We start from the raw sequence: 15,653 nt of genomic DNA on the forward strand, positions 1-15,653 counted from the left end.
TGCACGGGGCTGGCTCAGAGGCGGATCGACAGGCCATCGGCCAGCGATTGCCGATAGGCACGCCACGCCGGCACACAGCCGATCAGCAGCGCGGCCAGAAGTATGCCGCCCAGCAGCGACCATTCATAGGCGCTGGGCAGCGCCAGTGGCAGGAAGATGCCGTAGTTCGCCTGCACGTAGGCCTGGCTGCCGGCAACGCCAGCATAGAGCAGCCCGACGCCCAGCGTTACGCCGGCCAGCGCCAGGGCAAAGGCTTCGGCCACCAGCAGGCTGAAGATGTGCCAGGGGCGTGCGCCCACCGAGCGCAGGATGGCCATTTCCCGGCGGCGCTCGTTGAGGCTGGTGAGAATGGCCGTGAGCATGCCGATCAGGCCCGTCAGTACGACGAACAGCGAGACCACGAACAGCGCCTTCTCCGCCGTGCCCATCAACCCCCAGAGTTCCTGCAACGCCACGCCGGGGAGGATCGCCATCAGCGGCTCGCCGTCGTATTCGTTGATCTGCCGCTGCAGGGTGAAGGTGGCGACCTTGCTCTTGAGGCCCAGCAGGAAGGCGGTGATGGCCTTGGGCTGCAGGTCCATCGTCCGCGCCTGGTCCTCGCTGATGCGCCCGGCGCCACGGGCCGGCACGCCGTTCTTCCAGTCGACGTGCAACGCTTCCATGCCCTGCAGGGAAATGTGCAGGGTGCGGTCCACCGGAGTGCCGGTGCGCTTGAGGATGCCGACCACGGTGAACGGCTTGTCGTCGTGCTGCACCAGGCTGATGGTGCTGACGCCGTGGGCCAGGACGATCTTGTCACCCAGCTTGTAGTGCAGCGCTTGGGCCACTTCGGCACCGAGCACCACATCGAACAGGTCCTGGCCGAACGGTCGGCCTTCGGACAGTTCCAGCAGCTGCCCGCGGCCGAAGCGGTAGTGCTCGAAATAGCCGGTGTCGGTACCCATGACGCGGTAGCCGCGGTGCGAGTCGCCCAGGGAAATCGGGATCGCCCACTTCACCAGCGGGCTGTGGGTGACGGTCTCGTAGCTTTCCCAGCGGATGTTGTTGGTGGCATTGCCGATGCGGAACACCGAGTAGAGCAGCAGGTTCACCGAGCCCGAGCGCGCGCCGACGATCAGGTCGGTGCCGGAGATGGTGCTGGCGAAGCTGGCCTTGGCCTCGGTGCGCACGCGCTCCACCGCCAGCAGCAGGCAGGCGGAGAGGGCGATGGCGAAGATGGTCAGCAGCGCGGTGAAGCGGCGGTTGGAGAGGCTGGCGAGCGCCAGGCGCAACAGGTACATGCTCAGATTCCCGGGGCGCGGGCGGCGCGGTTGAGGTCGGCGAGCGAGACGCTGCGGTCGAACAGCGGCGCCAGGCTCTGGTCATGGCTGACGAACAGCAGGCTGGCGCCGGCCTCGCGGCATTCGGCGAACAGCAATTGGAGGAAGGCTTCGCGGGCGTCGGCGTCCAGTGCCGACGTGGGCTCGTCGGCGATCACCAGTTCCGGCTGGCCGATCAGCGCTCGGGCAGCGGCGACGCGCTGCTGCTGGCCGATGGACAGGCTGTCGGCGCGGCGCTCGAGCAGCGTCGCCTCACCCAGCCCCAGGTGCTTGAGCAGTGCCTCGGCAGCCTTGGTCACGCTGCCATGGCGCAGGGTGGCCCGTTCGGCGCGGCTGTGGGAGAAATGGCAGGGCAGCTCGACGTTTTCGCGCACCGAGAGAAATGGCAGCAGGTTGAACTGCTGGAAGATGTAGCCGGTGTGGTCGACGCGGAAATGGTCGCGGCGCGCCGACTTCATCTGGGCGATGTCCTCGCCCAGCAGCTTCACGCTGCCGCGCTGCGGGCGCTGCACACCGCCGAGCAGGCCGAGCAGGGTGGTCTTGCCGCTGCCGGACGGGCCCTTGAGGAACAGGGTTTCGCCGCGGGCCAGGGTGAAGGCGGGGATGTCCAGCAGCTCCGCCTGGCCTGGCCAGGCGAAGCCGAGGTTGTCGAGTTCGAGCAATGCGGTCATTTCAGCGCGTCGTGATCAGAAGTTCAGGGTCGGGTTGGCGGCGGTCAATTCTGCACCTTGCTGGCCGCTCGGGCCGATCAGTTGTACCTGAATCTTCTGGGTCGCCGGGAAACGCTTGAACAGCGGCGCGAAGTCGAGAGTGGCCAGGTCCTGAGGTTGGGCGCAGGTGAGCTGGTAGTGAGCGTCGATATCGGCGTGGTGGTGACCTTCGTGTTCGTCATGGTCGCCGTCGTCATGGTCGTGCTCTTCTGCCTTGGGCGCATCGCCGAACAGCGGGCTGGAAAGCTCCACCGACTGCACGCTGCACTTGGCTGAGGCGGGCAGGGCAAGCAGCTGCAGCGGTTGCTTGAGCTGGGCCTGCACGGTGGCGACCGTGGCCTTGTCGGCGTCGCTGGTGGCGGCATGCTCGAAGCCGACGAAGTTCATCGCCGGGCTGTCCATCTCCAGTTCCAGGGTCTTGCCGTCGAGGGCAACGTTGAGCTGGGCGACGCCATGCTCGTGCTTGCCGAGGCTGCCGTGTTCATGTTCGTCGTGGGCTTGAGCGGCGAGGGGCAGCAGGGCGACAGCGAGGAGCAGGGGGCGCATGGGAGACTCCGGTCTGATGAATGATTTTGTTACGTTATAACAGATGAAAAATTAAGGCCAGCTTAGCGTGCGTTTGGCGTGGCGCCGATGCCGTGGGAGCATGCGCGAAACCGCGTGAGGAGAAGGGCGATGCTGAGAATCAAGGGCACCATCGGCGACTGGCCGGTGGACCTGACTGTGGAAATGGACGACGCCGACTGGGCCCGTCTGGCGCAGAACCTGCCGGTGGCGGCCGTTGTGCCGTCCGCGCCGGTTGCCGCTCAGCCAACGGCTGCTGGCCCGTCGGACAAACTATGGCTGGCCGCGCAGGACCTGCTGCGCCGCAGCGGCAGCACGGAAGGGCCGGAGCTGATGGGTGAACTGGAAGCGCTGGCGGGCAGCACGGGAGCGGCGAAGGGATTGCTGGTGCGCCTGCGGCACAGCCCGCAGGTGAAGATCGAGGTGCGCGACGGTGTGCAGGTCTTCACCTGGGTCGAGGAGTAGCAGGATATCTGTAGGAGCGAGCGTGCTCGCGAACAGCCCCGCAGCAGGTTCGGTTCGCGAGCAGGAACTAGGCGTCCCCTCGCTCCTGCATGAGGAAAGGGCGCCGATTGGCGCCCTTTTCATCAATACAGCAGGTTCGCCAATTTGCGGCGGTAGGCGATCACCAGCGGGTGGTCGTTGCCCAGCAGGTCGAACACCTGGACCAGCGTCTTGCGCGGCAGGTCCTCGCCGTAGCTGCGGTTGCGCACGAAGAGCTTGAGCAGGGCGTCCAGCGCTGCCTCGTACTGCTGGCGCGCCAGTTGCTGCACAGCCAGCTGGTAGGTGGCTTCGTCGTCGTTGGCGTCGGCGGCCAGGCGCGTCTTCAGGGTGGCGGCATCGGGCAGGTCGGCAGCCTGGCGCAGGAAGGTCAGCTGGGCCTTGGCGGCGGCCAGCGCCTGCTTGTGGTCGTCGCTCTTCACCGCGTCCAGCACGGTCTCGGCTTCACCCAACTCGCCGCGCTCGGCGAGGCAGCGGGCGTAGAGGATCAGCGCGGCAGCGTTGGTGTTGTCTTCGCTCAACAGGACTTTGAGCTGCGCTTCGGCCTCGGCGAAACGGCCTTCGTTGAAGGCAGCCTGCGCCAGTTCCAGCGGGTTGCCGGCAGCCGGGGCGGGCGGCTGGACGTGCTGCTCCAGCATCTGGCGGATCGCCGATTCCGGCTGCGCACCGGCGAAACCGTCCACCGGCTGGCCGTCCTTGAACAGCACCACGGTGGGCAGGCTGCGGATGCCGAAGCGCATCACGATGTCCTGCTCGACGTCGCAGTTGACCTTGGCCAGCAGCAGCTCGCCCTGGTATGACTCGGTGATCTGCGCCAACAGCGGCATCAGCGCCTTGCACGGGGCGCACCAGTCGGCCCAGAAGTCGACCAGCACCGGCTTGTGGAAGGAGTTCTCGATGACGACCTGATCGAAGTTGGCGATGCTGGCGTCGAAGATGTAGGGCGTATCGCTCATGGGAAATCTCGGGCGAGTGGGGCGATGAAGGTGGTTGCCACTATAAGTGGGGGCGCTGCCTGACGGAAACAACCCGCGATTGCTGCCCTTGAACGTAGGATGGATGGAGCCTAGGCGATACTCATGCTGTTGGTGCGGTGAGTGATGGGTATCGCTTCGCTCCACACCATCCTACGAATGCCAGTTCGGCTCAGCCTCGTTGCGCGTGGTACAGGCTGACGTGGCGGAATTCGGCCGGCTCGGCCAGGTCCGGCCAGGTGCAGCCATCGAGAATCCCCAGGCGCTGGTACAGCGGATGGCTGAAGTCGCGGACCCGTGAATCGGCCACCAGGGCTTCGCGGCCGCGGCTGAGGAACTCGTCCAGCAGCGGCAGGTTGGCGCGGTCGTAGAGCACGTCGGCAACGATGATCAGGTCGTAGCGGTCTTCTTCCTGGAAGAAGTCCGCCGAGTAGGTCAGCTCCACGCCATTGAGCTCGGCGTTGGCGCGACAGGCGTCCAGCGCCAGCGGGTCGAGGTCGCAGGCCACCACCTCGGCGGCACCGGCCTTGGCGGCGGCGATGGCGGCGATGCCCGAGCCGGCGCCGAAGTCCAGCACGCGCTTGCCGCGCACCCATTCGGGTTTCTCGGCCAGCCAGTGTGCCAGCACCAGGCCGCTGGCCCAGCAGAAGCACCAGTAGGGCGGCTCTTCGAGGATGCGCCGGGTCTCGTCGGGGCTGAACTCGCGATCCATGTTGTTCGCATCGATCAGCCACAGGTCGATGTCGGTACCCGGCAGGCGTTCGGCGCACAGGCGTGCGTCACCGAGCAGTTCGCCCAGGGCCTGTTGCAGGGAAAGCGGTGGCGTCACGGTGCGCGCTCCAGGCGCAGCTCTCCCAGGGCGCGGGTTTCCGGCTGGGTGATGCGCACCGGCGGCAGGCGCCAGGCCAGTTGGCCGGACTGCGAGACGCGGCCATGCAGTTCCACGCGGGCATTGGCCGGGAAGGACTGCGGATTGAAGATCAGCCGGAAGGGCAGCGCCTGGCCGTTGGCAATGAGCTTCTCGCTGGAAAGCAGTTGTTGCGGACGGTCGCGCTCGTCGATCACCAGCAGCGCGACTTCCACTTCACTACCCGCCGGCAGGTAGCCCTGGGAACTGCTGAGCTGGCCGGAGAGGGCGCGCATTTGCGCCGGCACCGGTTCCAGTGCGGCAGGCGCCGAGTTCTTCGGTGCGGGTGCCGGCGCAGCGGCGGGCACGGGTTTTTCGCTGGCGCAGGCGGCCAGCAGGACGGTGAGGGACAAGCAGAGCAGGCGGGTGTACATGGCGGGCTCCATCGCGGCAGATTCCAGGCGGGCGCTTATATAGCGTAATGCCTGCGGCTTGTCTGCGGGGAGCAGGGTTTCTTCAGCCAGGCGATGCGCTACCATGGCCCCTTACCTCTTCCTCCGACAAGACTGCCCAAGACTCGCCATGCATTGTCCTTTCTGCGGCGCCCACGACACCAAAGTCATCGATTCGCGCCTGGTCGCCGAGGGCGACCAGGTCCGCCGGCGCCGCGAGTGCCTGGCCTGCGGCGAGCGTTTCACCACCTTCGAGACCGCCGAGCTGGTCATGCCGCGCCTGATCAAGCAGGACGGCAGCCGCCAGCCCTTCGACGAGGACAAGCTGCGCGCCGGCATGCAGCGCGCGCTGGAGAAGCGCCCGGTGAGCATCGAGCGGCTGGAAGAGGCGCTGGCGCACATCAAGCACAAGCTGCGCGCCACCGGCGAGCGCGAGATCAAGTCGCGGGTGCTGGGCGAGCTGGTGATGGCCGAGCTGCAGAAGCTCGATGAAGTCGCCTACATCCGCTTCGCCTCGGTCTACCGCCGCTTCCAGGACCTCAACGAGTTCCGCGAGGAAATCGAGCGCCTGGCCCGGGAGCCGGCGAAAGAATGAGCGGCGTCGATTCCGTGAACTGCCCGGATGAAGCCTGGATGGCCCGCGCCATCGAGCTGGCCCGCAAGGGCTGGTACACGACCCATCCCAACCCTCGCGTCGGCTGCGTCATCGTCCACGATGGCGAAGTCGTCGGCGAAGGCTGGCATGTGCGCGCCGGCGAGCCTCACGCCGAGGTCCACGCCCTGCGCCAGGCCGGCGACAAGGCCCGTGGCGCCACCGCCTACGTCACCCTGGAGCCCTGCAGCCACTTCGGTCGTACGCCGCCCTGCGCCGACGCCTTGATCAGCGCCGGCCTCGCCCGCGTGGTCGCGGCCATGCAGGACCCGAACCCGCAGGTCGCGGGCAGCGGCATGCGGCGCATTGCCGAAGCCGGTATCGAGGTGCGCTCCGGCGTGCTGGAAAACGAAGCCCGCGCCCTCAACCAGGGCTTCCTCAAGCGCATGGAGACCGGCCTGCCCTTCGTCCGCGTGAAGCTGGCGATGAGCCTGGACGGCCGCACCGCCATGGCCAGTGGCGAGAGCCAGTGGATCACCGGCCCGGCCGCGCGCCGCGCCGTGCAGCGCCTGCGCGCGCAGGCCAGTGTGGTGCTCTCCGGCGCCGATACCGTGCTGACCGACGACGCCCGTCTGACCGTACGCCCGGATGAGTTGGGCCTGGACGCCGAGCAGACCGAGCTGGCCTCGCAGCGCCAGCCGCTGCGCGTGCTGATCGACGGGCGCCTGCGGGTGCCGCTGACCGCTACTTTCTTCCAGGCCGGTCCGACGCTGGTGGTGAGCACCCAGGACGACCCGAACTACGCGGTGGTCGGCCACGAACTGCTCAACCTTGCCGGCCTCGACGGCCAGGTCGACCTGCTGGCACTGCTGAGCGAGCTCGGCCGCCGTGGCGTCAACGAAGTGCTGGTGGAAGCCGGGCCACGGCTGGCCGGCGCCTTCGCTCGCCTCGGGTTGGTGGACGAGTACAACATCTTCATGGCGCCCAAGCTGCTCGGTTCCTCCGCGAGGCCGCTGCTGGAGTTGCCGCTGGAGCGCATGAGCGAATCCCGCGAGCTGAAGATCGTCGACATCCGTGCCGTGGGTGACGACTGGCTGGTCACCGCCAGACCGCTGTGATGGCGCGCCGGCGTAGCCCTCGCCGGCCAGTCGGCGGACGCGCAGTGATCAATAGGAAGCTTCCGACTTGCGCCGGCCTGTGGTAAAACGCCACACGCGGTCGACGCTGTAACGACCGCGATTGACGTTCTCAGGGCGGGGTGCAAGTCCCCACCGGCGGTAATGACGCGCAATGCGTCTAGCCCGCGAGCGCCTGTCCAGACCGGTTCGCCGGATGGCCAGGGTCAGCAGACCCGGTGTGATTCCGGGGCCGACGGTCATAGTCCGGATGAAGAGAGAACGGGATAGCCATCGGGGCGTGCCTGCGCGCGTCCGAGAAGTCCCTTCGATCCGATACGCCCTGTTTTCTAACGAAAAACAGGAGTTCGCCTCATGCAATACCTTTCCCTGTTGGCTTCGCGGGCCTGTCGGCCGGCTGCCTTCTCCGTGTGGGAGGCAACATGTTCACCGGCATAATCGAATCCATCGGAACCATCGCATCCATCACCCCGAAAGGCGGTGACGTGCGCCTGTACGTGAAGACCGGCAAGCTCGACCTCGGCGACGTCAAGTTGGGCGACAGCATCGCCGTCAACGGCATCTGCCTGACTGCCGTCGAGCTACCCGGCGACGGCTTCTGGGCCGACGTCAGCCGCGAGACCCTGGCGCGCACCGCGTTCGCGCAGCTCAAGATTGGCAGCCGGGTGAACCTGGAAAAGGCCCTGACCCCGACCACCCGCCTGGGCGGCCACCTGGTCAGCGGCCACGTCGACGGCGTCGGCGAGATCGTCAAACGCGAGGAAAACGCCCGCGCGATCCAGTTCACCGTGCGCGCACCGCGCGAGCTGGCCAAGTACATCGCGCTCAAGGGCTCGATCACCGTGGACGGCACCAGCCTGACGGTGAACGCGGTCAACGGCGCCGAGTTCGAGCTGACCATCGTCCCGCACACCGTGCAGGAGACGATCATGGCCGACTACCGCGGTGGCCGCCTGGTCAACCTCGAAGTGGACCTGCTGGCGCGCTACCTGGAGCGTCTGCTGCTCGGCGACAAGGCGGCTGAACCCAGCGCCGGCGCCGGCGGCATCACCGAAGCATTCCTGGCCGACAACGGCTTCCTGAAACACTGAAAAGGCTCGTCCCCGTATGGCACTCAACAGCATTGAAGAACTGCTCGACGACATGCGTCAGGGCAAGATGGTCATCCTCATGGATGACGAGGACCGCGAGAACGAGGGCGACCTGATCATCGCCTCCGAGTGTGTCCGCACCGAAGACATCAACTTCATGGCCCGCTTTGCCCGCGGCCTGATCTGCATGCCGATGACCCGTGAGCGCTGCGAGCGCTTGGGGCTCCCGCTGATGGTGCAGCGCAACGGTTCCGGCTTCGGCACCAAGTTCACCGTCTCCATCGAGGCCGCCGAAGGCGTCACCACCGGCATCTCCGCCGCCGACCGCGCCCGCACCGTGCAGGCTGCCGCTGCGAAGAACGCCGTCGCTGCCGATATCGTCAGCCCCGGCCACATCTTCCCGCTGATGTCCCAGCCCGGTGGCGTGCTGGCTCGCGCCGGCCACACCGAAGCCGCCTGCGACCTGGCGCGCATGGCCGGCTTCGAGCCGTCCGGGGTGATCTGCGAGATCATGAACGACGACGGCACCATGGCCCGTCGCCCGGAACTGGAAGAGTTCGCCAAGCAGCACGACATCAAGATCGGCACCATCGCCGACCTGATCCACTACCGCCTGATCCACGAGCGCACCGTCGAGCGCCTCGCCGAGCAGCCGCTGGATACCGAGCTGGGCCAGTTCAACCTGATCACCTACCGCGACTCCGTGGAAGGCGATGTGCACCTGGCGCTGACCCTGGGCAAGGTCTGCGCGGAAGAACCGACCCTGGTGCGTGTGCACAACCCCGACCCGCTGCGCGACCTGCTGATGGTCAACCAGGCGGGCCGCTGGAGCCTGCGTGCGGCCATGGCCAAGGTAGCCGAGGCCGGCACCGGCGTGGTCCTGCTGCTGGGCCACCAGGTTGGCGGCGATGACCTGCTGGCGCACGTCCGCGAGATCACCAATACCCCGGCGCCCGCGCAGAAGCCGACCACCACCTACAGCACCGTGGGTGCCGGTTCGCAGATCCTGCGTGACCTGGGCGTGCGCAAGATGCGCCTGATGTCGGCACCGATGCGCTTCAATGCGATATCCGGTTTCGACCTGGAAGTAGTAGAATATCTGCCCGCTGACGGGCAGCCCTGATCGCTGCTGCGCTTGGTCAGGCCGCGTTGGAAGCCGCCTCAAAATGCTCATTTACTTCAGTAAACTGCGCTTTTTCGGCGACTTCCGCCTTGCCCGACCTGCGCTCGCGACGCGCTCAGGACTACCCGAATGAACCTCGCCGCCGTGCCCTGGCACGGCGGTGCCGTTCTTCTACCCTATTTGCGGAGCGTCACGCTGACGCTCCGGCTCTTTAACAGTGAGACTTGCCCATGACCCTGAAGACCATCGAAGGTACCTTCATCGCCCCCAAAGGCCGCTTCGCCCTGGTGGTTGGCCGCTTCAACAGCTTCGTGGTGGAAAGCCTGGTGGAAGGCGCCATTGACGCGCTGGTGCGCCACGGCGTTGCCCAGAGCGACATCACCGTGATCCGTGCTCCGGGCGCCTTCGAAATCCCGCTGGTGGCGCAGAAAGTTGCCCAGCGCGGCGAGTTTGACGCCATCATCGCCCTCGGTGCGGTGATCCGTGGCGGTACCCCGCACTTTGAATACGTTGCCGGTGAGTGCACCAAGGGCCTGGCGCAGGTTTCCCTGCAGTTCGGCGTGCCGGTCGCCTTCGGCGTGCTGACTGTCGACTCCATCGAACAAGCCATCGAGCGCTCCGGCACCAAGGCCGGCAACAAAGGCGCCGAGGCAGCCCTGTCCGCCTTGGAAATGGTGAGCCTGCTGTCGCAGCTGGAGGCCAAGTGAGCACCCAGGACGGCAACACCCCGGCCAAGCCCGCCAAGCCGAACAAGATCGCCATGCGTCGCAAGGCCCGCAGCCTCGCGGTGCAGGCTCTGTATTCCTGGCAGATGGCTGGCCAGCCGCTCAACGAGATCGAGGCGACCTTCCGTACCGACAACGATTTCAGCGATGTCGACGGCGCCTACTTCCACGAGATCCTGCACGGCGTGCCGCGCCTGAAGACCGATCTGGACGAGGAATTCACGCCTTGCCTGGACCGTGCGCTGGAAGAGATCGACCCGGTGGAACTGGCCATCCTGCGCCTGGCCACCTACGAGCTGCGCAATCGCCTGGACGTGCCGTACAAGGTCGTCATCAACGAAGGCATCGAGCTGGCCAAGACCTTCGGCGCCACTGACGGACACAAGTTCGTCAACGGCGTGCTGGACAAGCTCGCTCCGCGCCTGCGCGCCGCCGAACTTCGGGGCGCCAAGCGCTGAGAACCTGCCCATGATCCTACTGCGAGACCGTGATCGGAGCTCATGCGCTGCTCGGAAGCCTCATTTATGGCTCATAAACTCCGGTTCCTGTGCTGCTCTTCGCTCCGCTGACGGCCTCTCGCTACAGATCCTGAACAGGTTCTGAGCATGGGTGAGTTCGAGCTGATCCGTCGCTACTTCGCCTCGGCCGCCTGTGCGGCCGGCGGCGAGGCAGTGGCCCTGGGGATCGGCGACGACTGCGCGCTCCTGGTGCCCCGCGCCGGCGAACAGCTGGCGATTTCCACCGACACACTCGTCGTCGGTGTGCATTTTCCCACCGTCTGCGATCCCTTCCTGCTCGGCCAGCGTGCCCTGGCGGTGTCTGCCAGCGACCTGGCGGCCATGGGCGCCTCGCCTATCGGTTTCACCCTTGCACTGACCCTGCCCGAGGCCGATCCGGCCTGGCTGGAAGGCTTTGCCCGTGGCTTGAACCAGAAGGCGCAGGAGTGCTCGCTGGCACTGATCGGTGGCGATACCACCCGCGGCCCGCTGGCGATGACCGTCACCGTGTTCGGCGGCGTGCCCGCCGGACAGGCGCTGACCCGCTCCGGCGCGCGTCCCGGCGACCTGCTTTGTGTCGGCGGCCTGTTGGGCGAGGCGGGCGGGGCATTGCCGCTGGTGCTCGGCGAGATGACCGCCGAGCCGTCCGTCGCCGAGCCGCTGCTGGCGCGCTACTGGTCGCCGCAACCGCAACTGGACTTCGGCCAGGCGCTGCGTGGCAAGGCAACGGCGGCGCTGGATATTTCCGATGGGCTGCTGGCCGACTGCGGGCATATCGCTCGCGCCTCGGCAGTGGCGCTCATTGTCGAAGCCGACAAGCTGCCGCCCAGTCCTGCGCTGGAAGCCTTGCTGGGCGCCGAGCGCGCGCTGCAACTCAAGCTGGGCGCCGGCGACGACTATGTCCTGGCCTTCACGCTGCCGCCTGAGCACCTGGCGGCACTGGCGGCGAACTGGCCGGCCCTGTGTGTGGTCGGTAGGGTGGAAGCCGGTTCGGGCGTACGCGTGCTCGACGGCAACGGTGCCGATATCACGCCGCGTCAGGGCGGCTACCTGCATTTCATGGAGTGACCGTGACAGAACACCCCAACCAGGCCCCCGCCCAACCCGTGCCCCATTCGGTATGGCGCAATCCCTGGCATTTCCTGGCCTTCGGCTTCGGCTCGGGCACCCTGCCGAAGGCGCCGGGCACCTGGGGTTCGCTGGTTGCGCTACCCTTCATACCACTCTGGCAGATGCTGCCGGACTGGGGTTACTGGCTGATGCTGGGCGTCACCATGCTGTTCGGCTTCTGGCTGTGCGGCAAGGTCGCCGACGACCTGCGCGTGCACGATCACGAAGGCATCGTCTGGGACGAGATGGTCGGCATGTGGATCACCCTCTGGCTGGTGCCGGAAGGCTGGTGGTGGCTGCTGGTTGGCTTCGTGGTGTTCCGCATCATCGACATCGCCAAGCCCTGGCCGATCAGCTGGGTGGACCGCAACGTCCACGGTGGCGTGGGCATCATGCTGGACGATGTACTGGCCGGGGTGTTCGCCTGGTTGGTGATGCAAGGCCTGACATGGGGTTGGGCCCACTGGCTGATCTGAGGACGTTCGATGCGCCGACTGCTGTGCCTGCTTCTCTGCCTGTGCTGGCTGCCGGTGGCGTTCCTGTCGATGGCTGTGCCCCCGGCCGCGGCCGCTGACAAGCCCGCCCAAAGGCTTGCTGGTGTTCCCGGGGAAATCCAGGTGGCCAGCGAGGTCTGGGTCAACTACACCCAGGCCGACGGCCGTGGCCTGGCCTGGGACCTGTTGCGGGCCATCTATGAGCCAGAAGGCGTACGCCTGAAACTGCGCAGCGAGCCCTACGTCCGCTCGGTCGGGCTGGTGCAGCGCGCAGAGGCGGATGCCTGGGTCGGCTCCTACCGCAACGAAATCGACAACATCATCTATCCGCACTGGCCTTACGACGTCGACCCCATTGGTGCGCTGGGCCTGAACACTTCCCCCAGGCCGACCCTGGCCGCGCTCGACAGCTACCGCCTGGCCTGGATGCGCGGCTACGCCTTCGACCGCTATCTCGATCACCTGAAGCAGCGCAACGAACTGCAGCGGCGCAGCTCCGCGCTGCCGATGCTCGATGGCCACCGCATCGACTACTTCATCGATGCCCGCCCCGAGCTGGAAGAGATGATCGAGGCCAAGGGTGTCGACGCCAGCGTCTACCACATCACCGATGTCGGCTCGATTCCGCTGTATCTTGGCTTCGCCAACAACGACCGCGGGCGGGCGCTGGCGAAACTCTATGATTCGCGCATGCAGGCGCTCTACCGCAGCGGCGAGCTGGAGCGCATCTTTGCTCGCTGGCACTGGCCCTACGCCCCGCTGAAACCACTGCTGCCGCCCAAGGAGTGATCGAATGCGCCTGTCCGCCCTGATCTGCCTGTCCCTGTGTTCCATCGCTGCCGTGGCGGCCCCGCAGGTACAGGTGGTCGGTTTGTTCCCCGGTGCCGCGGTGCTCAATATCGACGGCCAGCGCAAGCTGGTGAAAGTCGGCCAGACCGGCCCCGAAGGCGTGCAGGTGGTCAGCGCCGACAGCCACAAGGCGGTGCTGCGCGTGGGCGGGGTAGAGCAGACCTATGAGCTGAGCCGCGAGTACAACAGCGGCGGCTATGCCGCGCCCTCAGCACGCACCGAGATGAGCATCGCCCGCGGCACCGGCGGCCACTATTGGGTCGCGGGCACCATCAACAACCAGAACGCGCAGTTCCTGGTGGATACCGGCGCCACCTCTATCGCCATGAACGAAGGCGAGGCCCGGCGCCTGGGGATCGATTACCGCGCCAGCGGTACACCGATGATGGCCTCCACGGCCAGTGGCACCGTCAAGAGCTGGCGGGTGATGCTCAACAGCGTAAAGCTTGGCGGCATCGAGTTGCTCGGCGTCGAGGCGGCGGTGGTCCAAGGTGATTATCCCACCGAGATTCTCCTCGGCATGAGCTTCCTCAACCGCGTCGGCTGGCGGGAAGAGCAGGGCATCATGTACATCCAGGCCAAGCACTGACGGCGGGGCTTCTATCAACCGCATCGATGCTTATCTTGCAGAATTCGCAATGACGGTGCGGCCGGCGCTGCTGCTACAATGCCGGTCCTCCTTCCTTAGATAAATCTTTCAGGAGTTTCCGGTGTCTGTCGTTTTCGTCGCCGCCTCCAAGCTGCCCACCCCCTTTGGCGAATTCACCATGCATGGCTTCCTCGACGAGGAAACCGGCAAGGAACACGTCGCCCTGACCATGGGCAAGCTCGATGACGGCCAGCCGGTGCTGGGGCGTCTGCATTCCGAATGCCTCACCGGCGATGCGCTGTTCAGCCTGCGCTGCGACTGCGGTTTCCAGCTCGAGGGCGCACTGTCGGCCATCGCCAAGGAAGGCCGCGGCGTGCTGCTGTACCTGCGCCAGGAAGGCCGTGGTATCGGCCTGATCAACAAGATCCGCGCTTATGCCCTGCAGGATGAGGGCGCCGATACCGTGGAGGCCAACCTGGCCCTGGGCTTCGGCGCCGACCAGCGCGACTACGCCATGTGCCTGCCGATGCTGCAGCACCTGAGCGTCTGCTCGCTGAAGCTGATGACCAACAATCCGCGCAAGGTCAAGGCGCTGGAAGGCTACGGCCTGACCGTCGCCGAGCGGGTGCCGCTGCACAAGGGCCTGAACCCGCACAACAAGCGCTACCTGCAGACCAAGGCAGGCAAGCTGGGTCACATGCTGGGCAATATGCATCAGGGCGAAGCCGAGGCCGAGGTCTCTGCGTCGTGAATCGCGCCGCTGCCCGGCGCCGGCTGAATCTGATCTGGTGGCTGCTGCTGGCGCTCGCGCTGGCACCGCAGCACCTGATGCTGGCACTGGTAGGCGATGCGCCGTTCTCGGACAAGCTGGCCACACCGGTGTTCGTCGTCGGCCTGGTGTCGATGTTCCTCACCCTGCCGTTGTTCCGTCGCTACAAGCACGCACTGATCGCTACCGGCAAGGCTCGCGATGGCGCGGACGAGCCTGCGGCGTGGCAGGCACTGGGTGCCGCGCAGCGCGGTGGTGCGCTGGTGGGCAGCATCCCGGCGTGGATCGGCGCCCTGGCGGTGCTGGTTGACCTGCATGGTGTGCCGGTCCTGCTGCTGGGCTTCGCCAGCCTGGTCATCCTCTGGCTGTATCGCCTGCCGCGCCAACTGGCCTGATGCGCCGCTTCCTCTGCCTGCTCCTGCTGCTCGCCGGTTTGCCGGTGGCGGCGGCAGAGCGGGTGGTCAGCCTGGCGCCCTCGCTCACCGACATGGTCCTCGAACTGGGCGCCGCCGACCGGCTGGCCGGCCTGCTCGACGGCGGGCCGCGTCCGCAATCGTTGAAAGCCCTGCCGTCCGTCGGCCGCTACGGGCAGGTCAATCTCGAACAGATTCTTGCCCTGCAGCCCGACCTGCTGCTGGTCTGGCCCGGCGCCGTGCCTGATGCGCAGTTGCAGCGCCTGAAGGCCGTGGGCATTCCGCTCTACGTGGCCGATCCGCACCATCTGGAAGATATCTCCCGGCAATTCCGCGAAATGGGCGAGCGCCTGGGGCAAGCGGAGAAGGGCCACGCGTTGGCGCAAGCCTTCGATGTGCGAATGGCGCAGTTGCGTGCGCAGTACCGGCGCGAACAGCCGCTCAGGGTGTTCTACCAGGTGTGGGACCGCCCGCTCTATACCGTCGGCGGTCGGCAGATCATTAGCGAGGCGCTGGAAGTCTGCGGTGGCCGCAACCTGTTCGCCGACCTCGACCTGCCTGCCCCGCAGGTTGGCCAGGAAGCGGTGCTGGCGCGTGACCCTCAGGTGATCCTGGCGGCCAGCGACGATCAACTGCGCACCTGGACCGGCATGCAGCAACTCAGCGCTACGCGGCTCCAGCAGCTCTGGGTGGTGCCGGATCGCAACCTGGAGAAGCCGAGCTTCGCGATGCTCGATGCCACCGAGAAGCTTTGCCGGTTGCTCGCGGGTGCCAAGGCCGACGACTGAGTCGGCCGGGTTCGCGAGCAAGCTCGCTCCTACAGGTAACCGGAAGCACCAGTGCGCTCTTTGTAGGACCGAGGGGAACGCCTAGTTCTTGCTCGCGAACCTCTGTCCCC

General features: G+C 66.6%; 20 protein-coding genes and 1 riboswitch. Of the genes, 14 read left to right on the forward strand and 6 right to left on the reverse strand.

Translation table 11 applies throughout. From position 1 onward, the window contains the following. Positions 1–14 precede the first annotated feature (14 nt). Genes A6723_RS10435 through A6723_RS10445 form a run of 3 tightly spaced genes read right to left on the reverse strand, consistent with a single transcriptional unit; the run spans position 15 to position 2,575 of the window. On the reverse strand, positions 15–1,280 hold the full coding sequence (locus tag A6723_RS10435; RefSeq protein ID WP_054906734.1) for an ABC transporter permease: 1,266 nt from the start codon (positions 1,278–1,280) through the stop codon (positions 15–17). Positions 1,281–1,282: 2 nt separating this feature from the next. Then, the gene (locus tag A6723_RS10440; RefSeq protein ID WP_054906735.1) at positions 1,283–1,990 is read right to left on the reverse strand and encodes an ABC transporter ATP-binding protein; all 708 of its coding nucleotides are present in this window, start codon (positions 1,988–1,990) and stop codon (positions 1,283–1,285) included. A gap of 15 nt (positions 1,991–2,005) precedes the next feature. Next, positions 2,006–2,575, reverse strand: coding sequence for a DUF2796 domain-containing protein (locus tag A6723_RS10445; RefSeq protein ID WP_054906736.1), 570 nt, complete (start codon positions 2,573–2,575; stop codon positions 2,006–2,008). A 129-nt stretch (positions 2,576–2,704) separates the two neighbouring features. Between A6723_RS10445 and A6723_RS10450 the strand changes: the two genes are divergently transcribed. Continuing rightward, positions 2,705–3,058, forward strand: coding sequence for a hypothetical protein (locus A6723_RS10450; RefSeq protein ID WP_054906737.1), 354 nt, complete (start codon positions 2,705–2,707; stop codon positions 3,056–3,058). A gap of 122 nt (positions 3,059–3,180) precedes the next feature. Here A6723_RS10450 and trxA read toward each other — a convergent pair whose 3' ends face one another. From trxA to A6723_RS10465, 3 genes are all read right to left on the reverse strand, one after another. Then, positions 3,181–4,050 (reverse strand): thioredoxin, encoded by an 870-nt coding sequence (trxA, locus tag A6723_RS10455; RefSeq protein ID WP_054906738.1) that lies wholly within the window; start codon positions 4,048–4,050, stop codon positions 3,181–3,183. Positions 4,051–4,240: 190 nt separating this feature from the next. Further along, positions 4,241–4,897 carry a methyltransferase gene (locus tag A6723_RS10460; RefSeq protein ID WP_054906739.1) on the reverse strand — a complete coding sequence of 219 codons (657 nt, stop codon included), beginning with the start codon at positions 4,895–4,897 and terminating at the stop codon, positions 4,241–4,243. Next, positions 4,894–5,361 (reverse strand): YbaY family lipoprotein, encoded by a 468-nt coding sequence (locus tag A6723_RS10465; protein WP_054906740.1) that lies wholly within the window; start codon positions 5,359–5,361, stop codon positions 4,894–4,896. Before A6723_RS10465 ends, A6723_RS10460 begins: the two co-directional genes overlap by 4 nt. A gap of 136 nt (positions 5,362–5,497) precedes the next feature. On the opposite strand from A6723_RS10465, the gene nrdR reads away from it, so the two are divergent. From nrdR to A6723_RS10530, 13 genes are all read left to right on the forward strand, one after another. Continuing rightward, positions 5,498–5,962 (forward strand): transcriptional regulator NrdR, encoded by a 465-nt coding sequence (gene nrdR, locus A6723_RS10470; protein WP_024764012.1) that lies wholly within the window; start codon positions 5,498–5,500, stop codon positions 5,960–5,962. Beyond that, on the forward strand, positions 5,959–7,077 hold the full coding sequence (gene ribD, locus A6723_RS10475) for a bifunctional diaminohydroxyphosphoribosylaminopyrimidine deaminase/5-amino-6-(5-phosphoribosylamino)uracil reductase RibD (protein ID WP_139092949.1): 1,119 nt from the start codon (positions 5,959–5,961) through the stop codon (positions 7,075–7,077). The genes nrdR and ribD overlap by 4 nt, the downstream gene beginning before the upstream one ends. Before the next feature lie 122 nt (positions 7,078–7,199). Continuing rightward, positions 7,200–7,362, forward strand: a riboswitch (FMN riboswitch). A gap of 155 nt (positions 7,363–7,517) precedes the next feature. After that, complete coding sequence (locus A6723_RS10480; RefSeq protein ID WP_024764011.1) at positions 7,518–8,186, forward strand: riboflavin synthase; 669 nt, start codon at positions 7,518–7,520, stop codon at positions 8,184–8,186. Between the two features lie 16 nt (positions 8,187–8,202). Next, entirely contained in the window at positions 8,203–9,309 is a 1,107-nt protein-coding gene (gene ribBA, locus A6723_RS10485; protein ID WP_054906741.1) for a bifunctional 3,4-dihydroxy-2-butanone-4-phosphate synthase/GTP cyclohydrolase II, read from the forward strand. A gap of 230 nt (positions 9,310–9,539) precedes the next feature. Continuing rightward, on the forward strand, positions 9,540–10,016 hold the full coding sequence (gene ribE, locus A6723_RS10490) for a 6,7-dimethyl-8-ribityllumazine synthase (protein WP_015475395.1): 477 nt from the start codon (positions 9,540–9,542) through the stop codon (positions 10,014–10,016). Continuing rightward, on the forward strand, positions 10,013–10,492 hold the full coding sequence (nusB, locus tag A6723_RS10495; protein WP_024764009.1) for a transcription antitermination factor NusB: 480 nt from the start codon (positions 10,013–10,015) through the stop codon (positions 10,490–10,492). The genes ribE and nusB overlap by 4 nt, the downstream gene beginning before the upstream one ends. Before the next feature lie 147 nt (positions 10,493–10,639). Then, positions 10,640–11,599 carry a thiamine-phosphate kinase gene (gene thiL, locus A6723_RS10500; RefSeq protein WP_054906742.1) on the forward strand — a complete coding sequence of 320 codons (960 nt, stop codon included), beginning with the start codon at positions 10,640–10,642 and terminating at the stop codon, positions 11,597–11,599. A 2-nt stretch (positions 11,600–11,601) separates the two neighbouring features. Next, entirely contained in the window at positions 11,602–12,117 is a 516-nt protein-coding gene (locus A6723_RS10505) for a phosphatidylglycerophosphatase A (protein ID WP_054906743.1), read from the forward strand. Positions 12,118–12,126: 9 nt separating this feature from the next. Further along, entirely contained in the window at positions 12,127–12,924 is a 798-nt protein-coding gene (locus A6723_RS10510) for a transporter substrate-binding domain-containing protein (RefSeq protein ID WP_082450442.1), read from the forward strand. Between the two features lie 4 nt (positions 12,925–12,928). After that, the gene (locus A6723_RS10515; RefSeq protein WP_054906744.1) at positions 12,929–13,573 is read left to right on the forward strand and encodes a TIGR02281 family clan AA aspartic protease; all 645 of its coding nucleotides are present in this window, start codon (positions 12,929–12,931) and stop codon (positions 13,571–13,573) included. Positions 13,574–13,694: 121 nt separating this feature from the next. Then, on the forward strand, positions 13,695–14,324 hold the full coding sequence (gene ribA / locus A6723_RS10520) for a GTP cyclohydrolase II (protein ID WP_054906745.1): 630 nt from the start codon (positions 13,695–13,697) through the stop codon (positions 14,322–14,324). Further along, positions 14,321–14,737 (forward strand): hypothetical protein, encoded by a 417-nt coding sequence (locus tag A6723_RS10525; RefSeq protein ID WP_054906746.1) that lies wholly within the window; start codon positions 14,321–14,323, stop codon positions 14,735–14,737. Before ribA ends, A6723_RS10525 begins: the two co-directional genes overlap by 4 nt. Then, positions 14,737–15,543: a cobalamin-binding protein gene (locus A6723_RS10530; protein WP_054906747.1), complete on the forward strand. Its 807-nt coding sequence runs from the start codon at positions 14,737–14,739 to the stop codon at positions 15,541–15,543. The genes A6723_RS10525 and A6723_RS10530 overlap by 1 nt, the downstream gene beginning before the upstream one ends. Positions 15,544–15,653: the final 110 nt, after the last annotated feature.

This window comes from Pseudomonas sp. AU11447 (assembly GCF_001672555.2).
Classification (GTDB): Bacteria; Pseudomonadota; Gammaproteobacteria; order Pseudomonadales; family Pseudomonadaceae; genus Pseudomonas; species Pseudomonas nitroreducens.

Excerpts from the sequence above, each read along its gene's own strand:
- A6723_RS10435 (WP_054906734.1), bottom strand. The coding sequence starts at position 1,280 with ATGTACCTGTTGCGCCTGGCGCTCGCCAGCCTCTCCAACCGCCGCTTC.
- A6723_RS10440 (WP_054906735.1), bottom strand. The coding sequence starts at position 1,990 with ATGACCGCATTGCTCGAACTCGACAACCTCGGCTTCGCCTGGCCAGGC.
- A6723_RS10445 (WP_054906736.1), bottom strand. The coding sequence starts at position 2,575 with ATGCGCCCCCTGCTCCTCGCTGTCGCCCTGCTGCCCCTCGCCGCTCAA.
- A6723_RS10450 (WP_054906737.1), top strand. The coding sequence starts at position 2,705 with ATGCTGAGAATCAAGGGCACCATCGGCGACTGGCCGGTGGACCTGACT.
- trxA (WP_054906738.1), bottom strand. The coding sequence starts at position 4,050 with ATGAGCGATACGCCCTACATCTTCGACGCCAGCATCGCCAACTTCGAT.
- A6723_RS10465 (WP_054906740.1), bottom strand. The coding sequence starts at position 5,361 with ATGGAGCCCGCCATGTACACCCGCCTGCTCTGCTTGTCCCTCACCGTC.
- nrdR (WP_024764012.1), top strand. The coding sequence starts at position 5,498 with ATGCATTGTCCTTTCTGCGGCGCCCACGACACCAAAGTCATCGATTCG.
- ribD (WP_139092949.1), top strand. The coding sequence starts at position 5,959 with ATGAGCGGCGTCGATTCCGTGAACTGCCCGGATGAAGCCTGGATGGCC.
- A6723_RS10480 (WP_024764011.1), top strand. The coding sequence starts at position 7,518 with ATGTTCACCGGCATAATCGAATCCATCGGAACCATCGCATCCATCACC.
- ribBA (WP_054906741.1), top strand. The coding sequence starts at position 8,203 with ATGGCACTCAACAGCATTGAAGAACTGCTCGACGACATGCGTCAGGGC.
- ribE (WP_015475395.1), top strand. The coding sequence starts at position 9,540 with ATGACCCTGAAGACCATCGAAGGTACCTTCATCGCCCCCAAAGGCCGC.
- thiL (WP_054906742.1), top strand. The coding sequence starts at position 10,640 with ATGGGTGAGTTCGAGCTGATCCGTCGCTACTTCGCCTCGGCCGCCTGT.
- A6723_RS10510 (WP_082450442.1), top strand. The coding sequence starts at position 12,127 with ATGCGCCGACTGCTGTGCCTGCTTCTCTGCCTGTGCTGGCTGCCGGTG.
- A6723_RS10515 (WP_054906744.1), top strand. The coding sequence starts at position 12,929 with ATGCGCCTGTCCGCCCTGATCTGCCTGTCCCTGTGTTCCATCGCTGCC.
- A6723_RS10530 (WP_054906747.1), top strand. The coding sequence starts at position 14,737 with ATGCGCCGCTTCCTCTGCCTGCTCCTGCTGCTCGCCGGTTTGCCGGTG.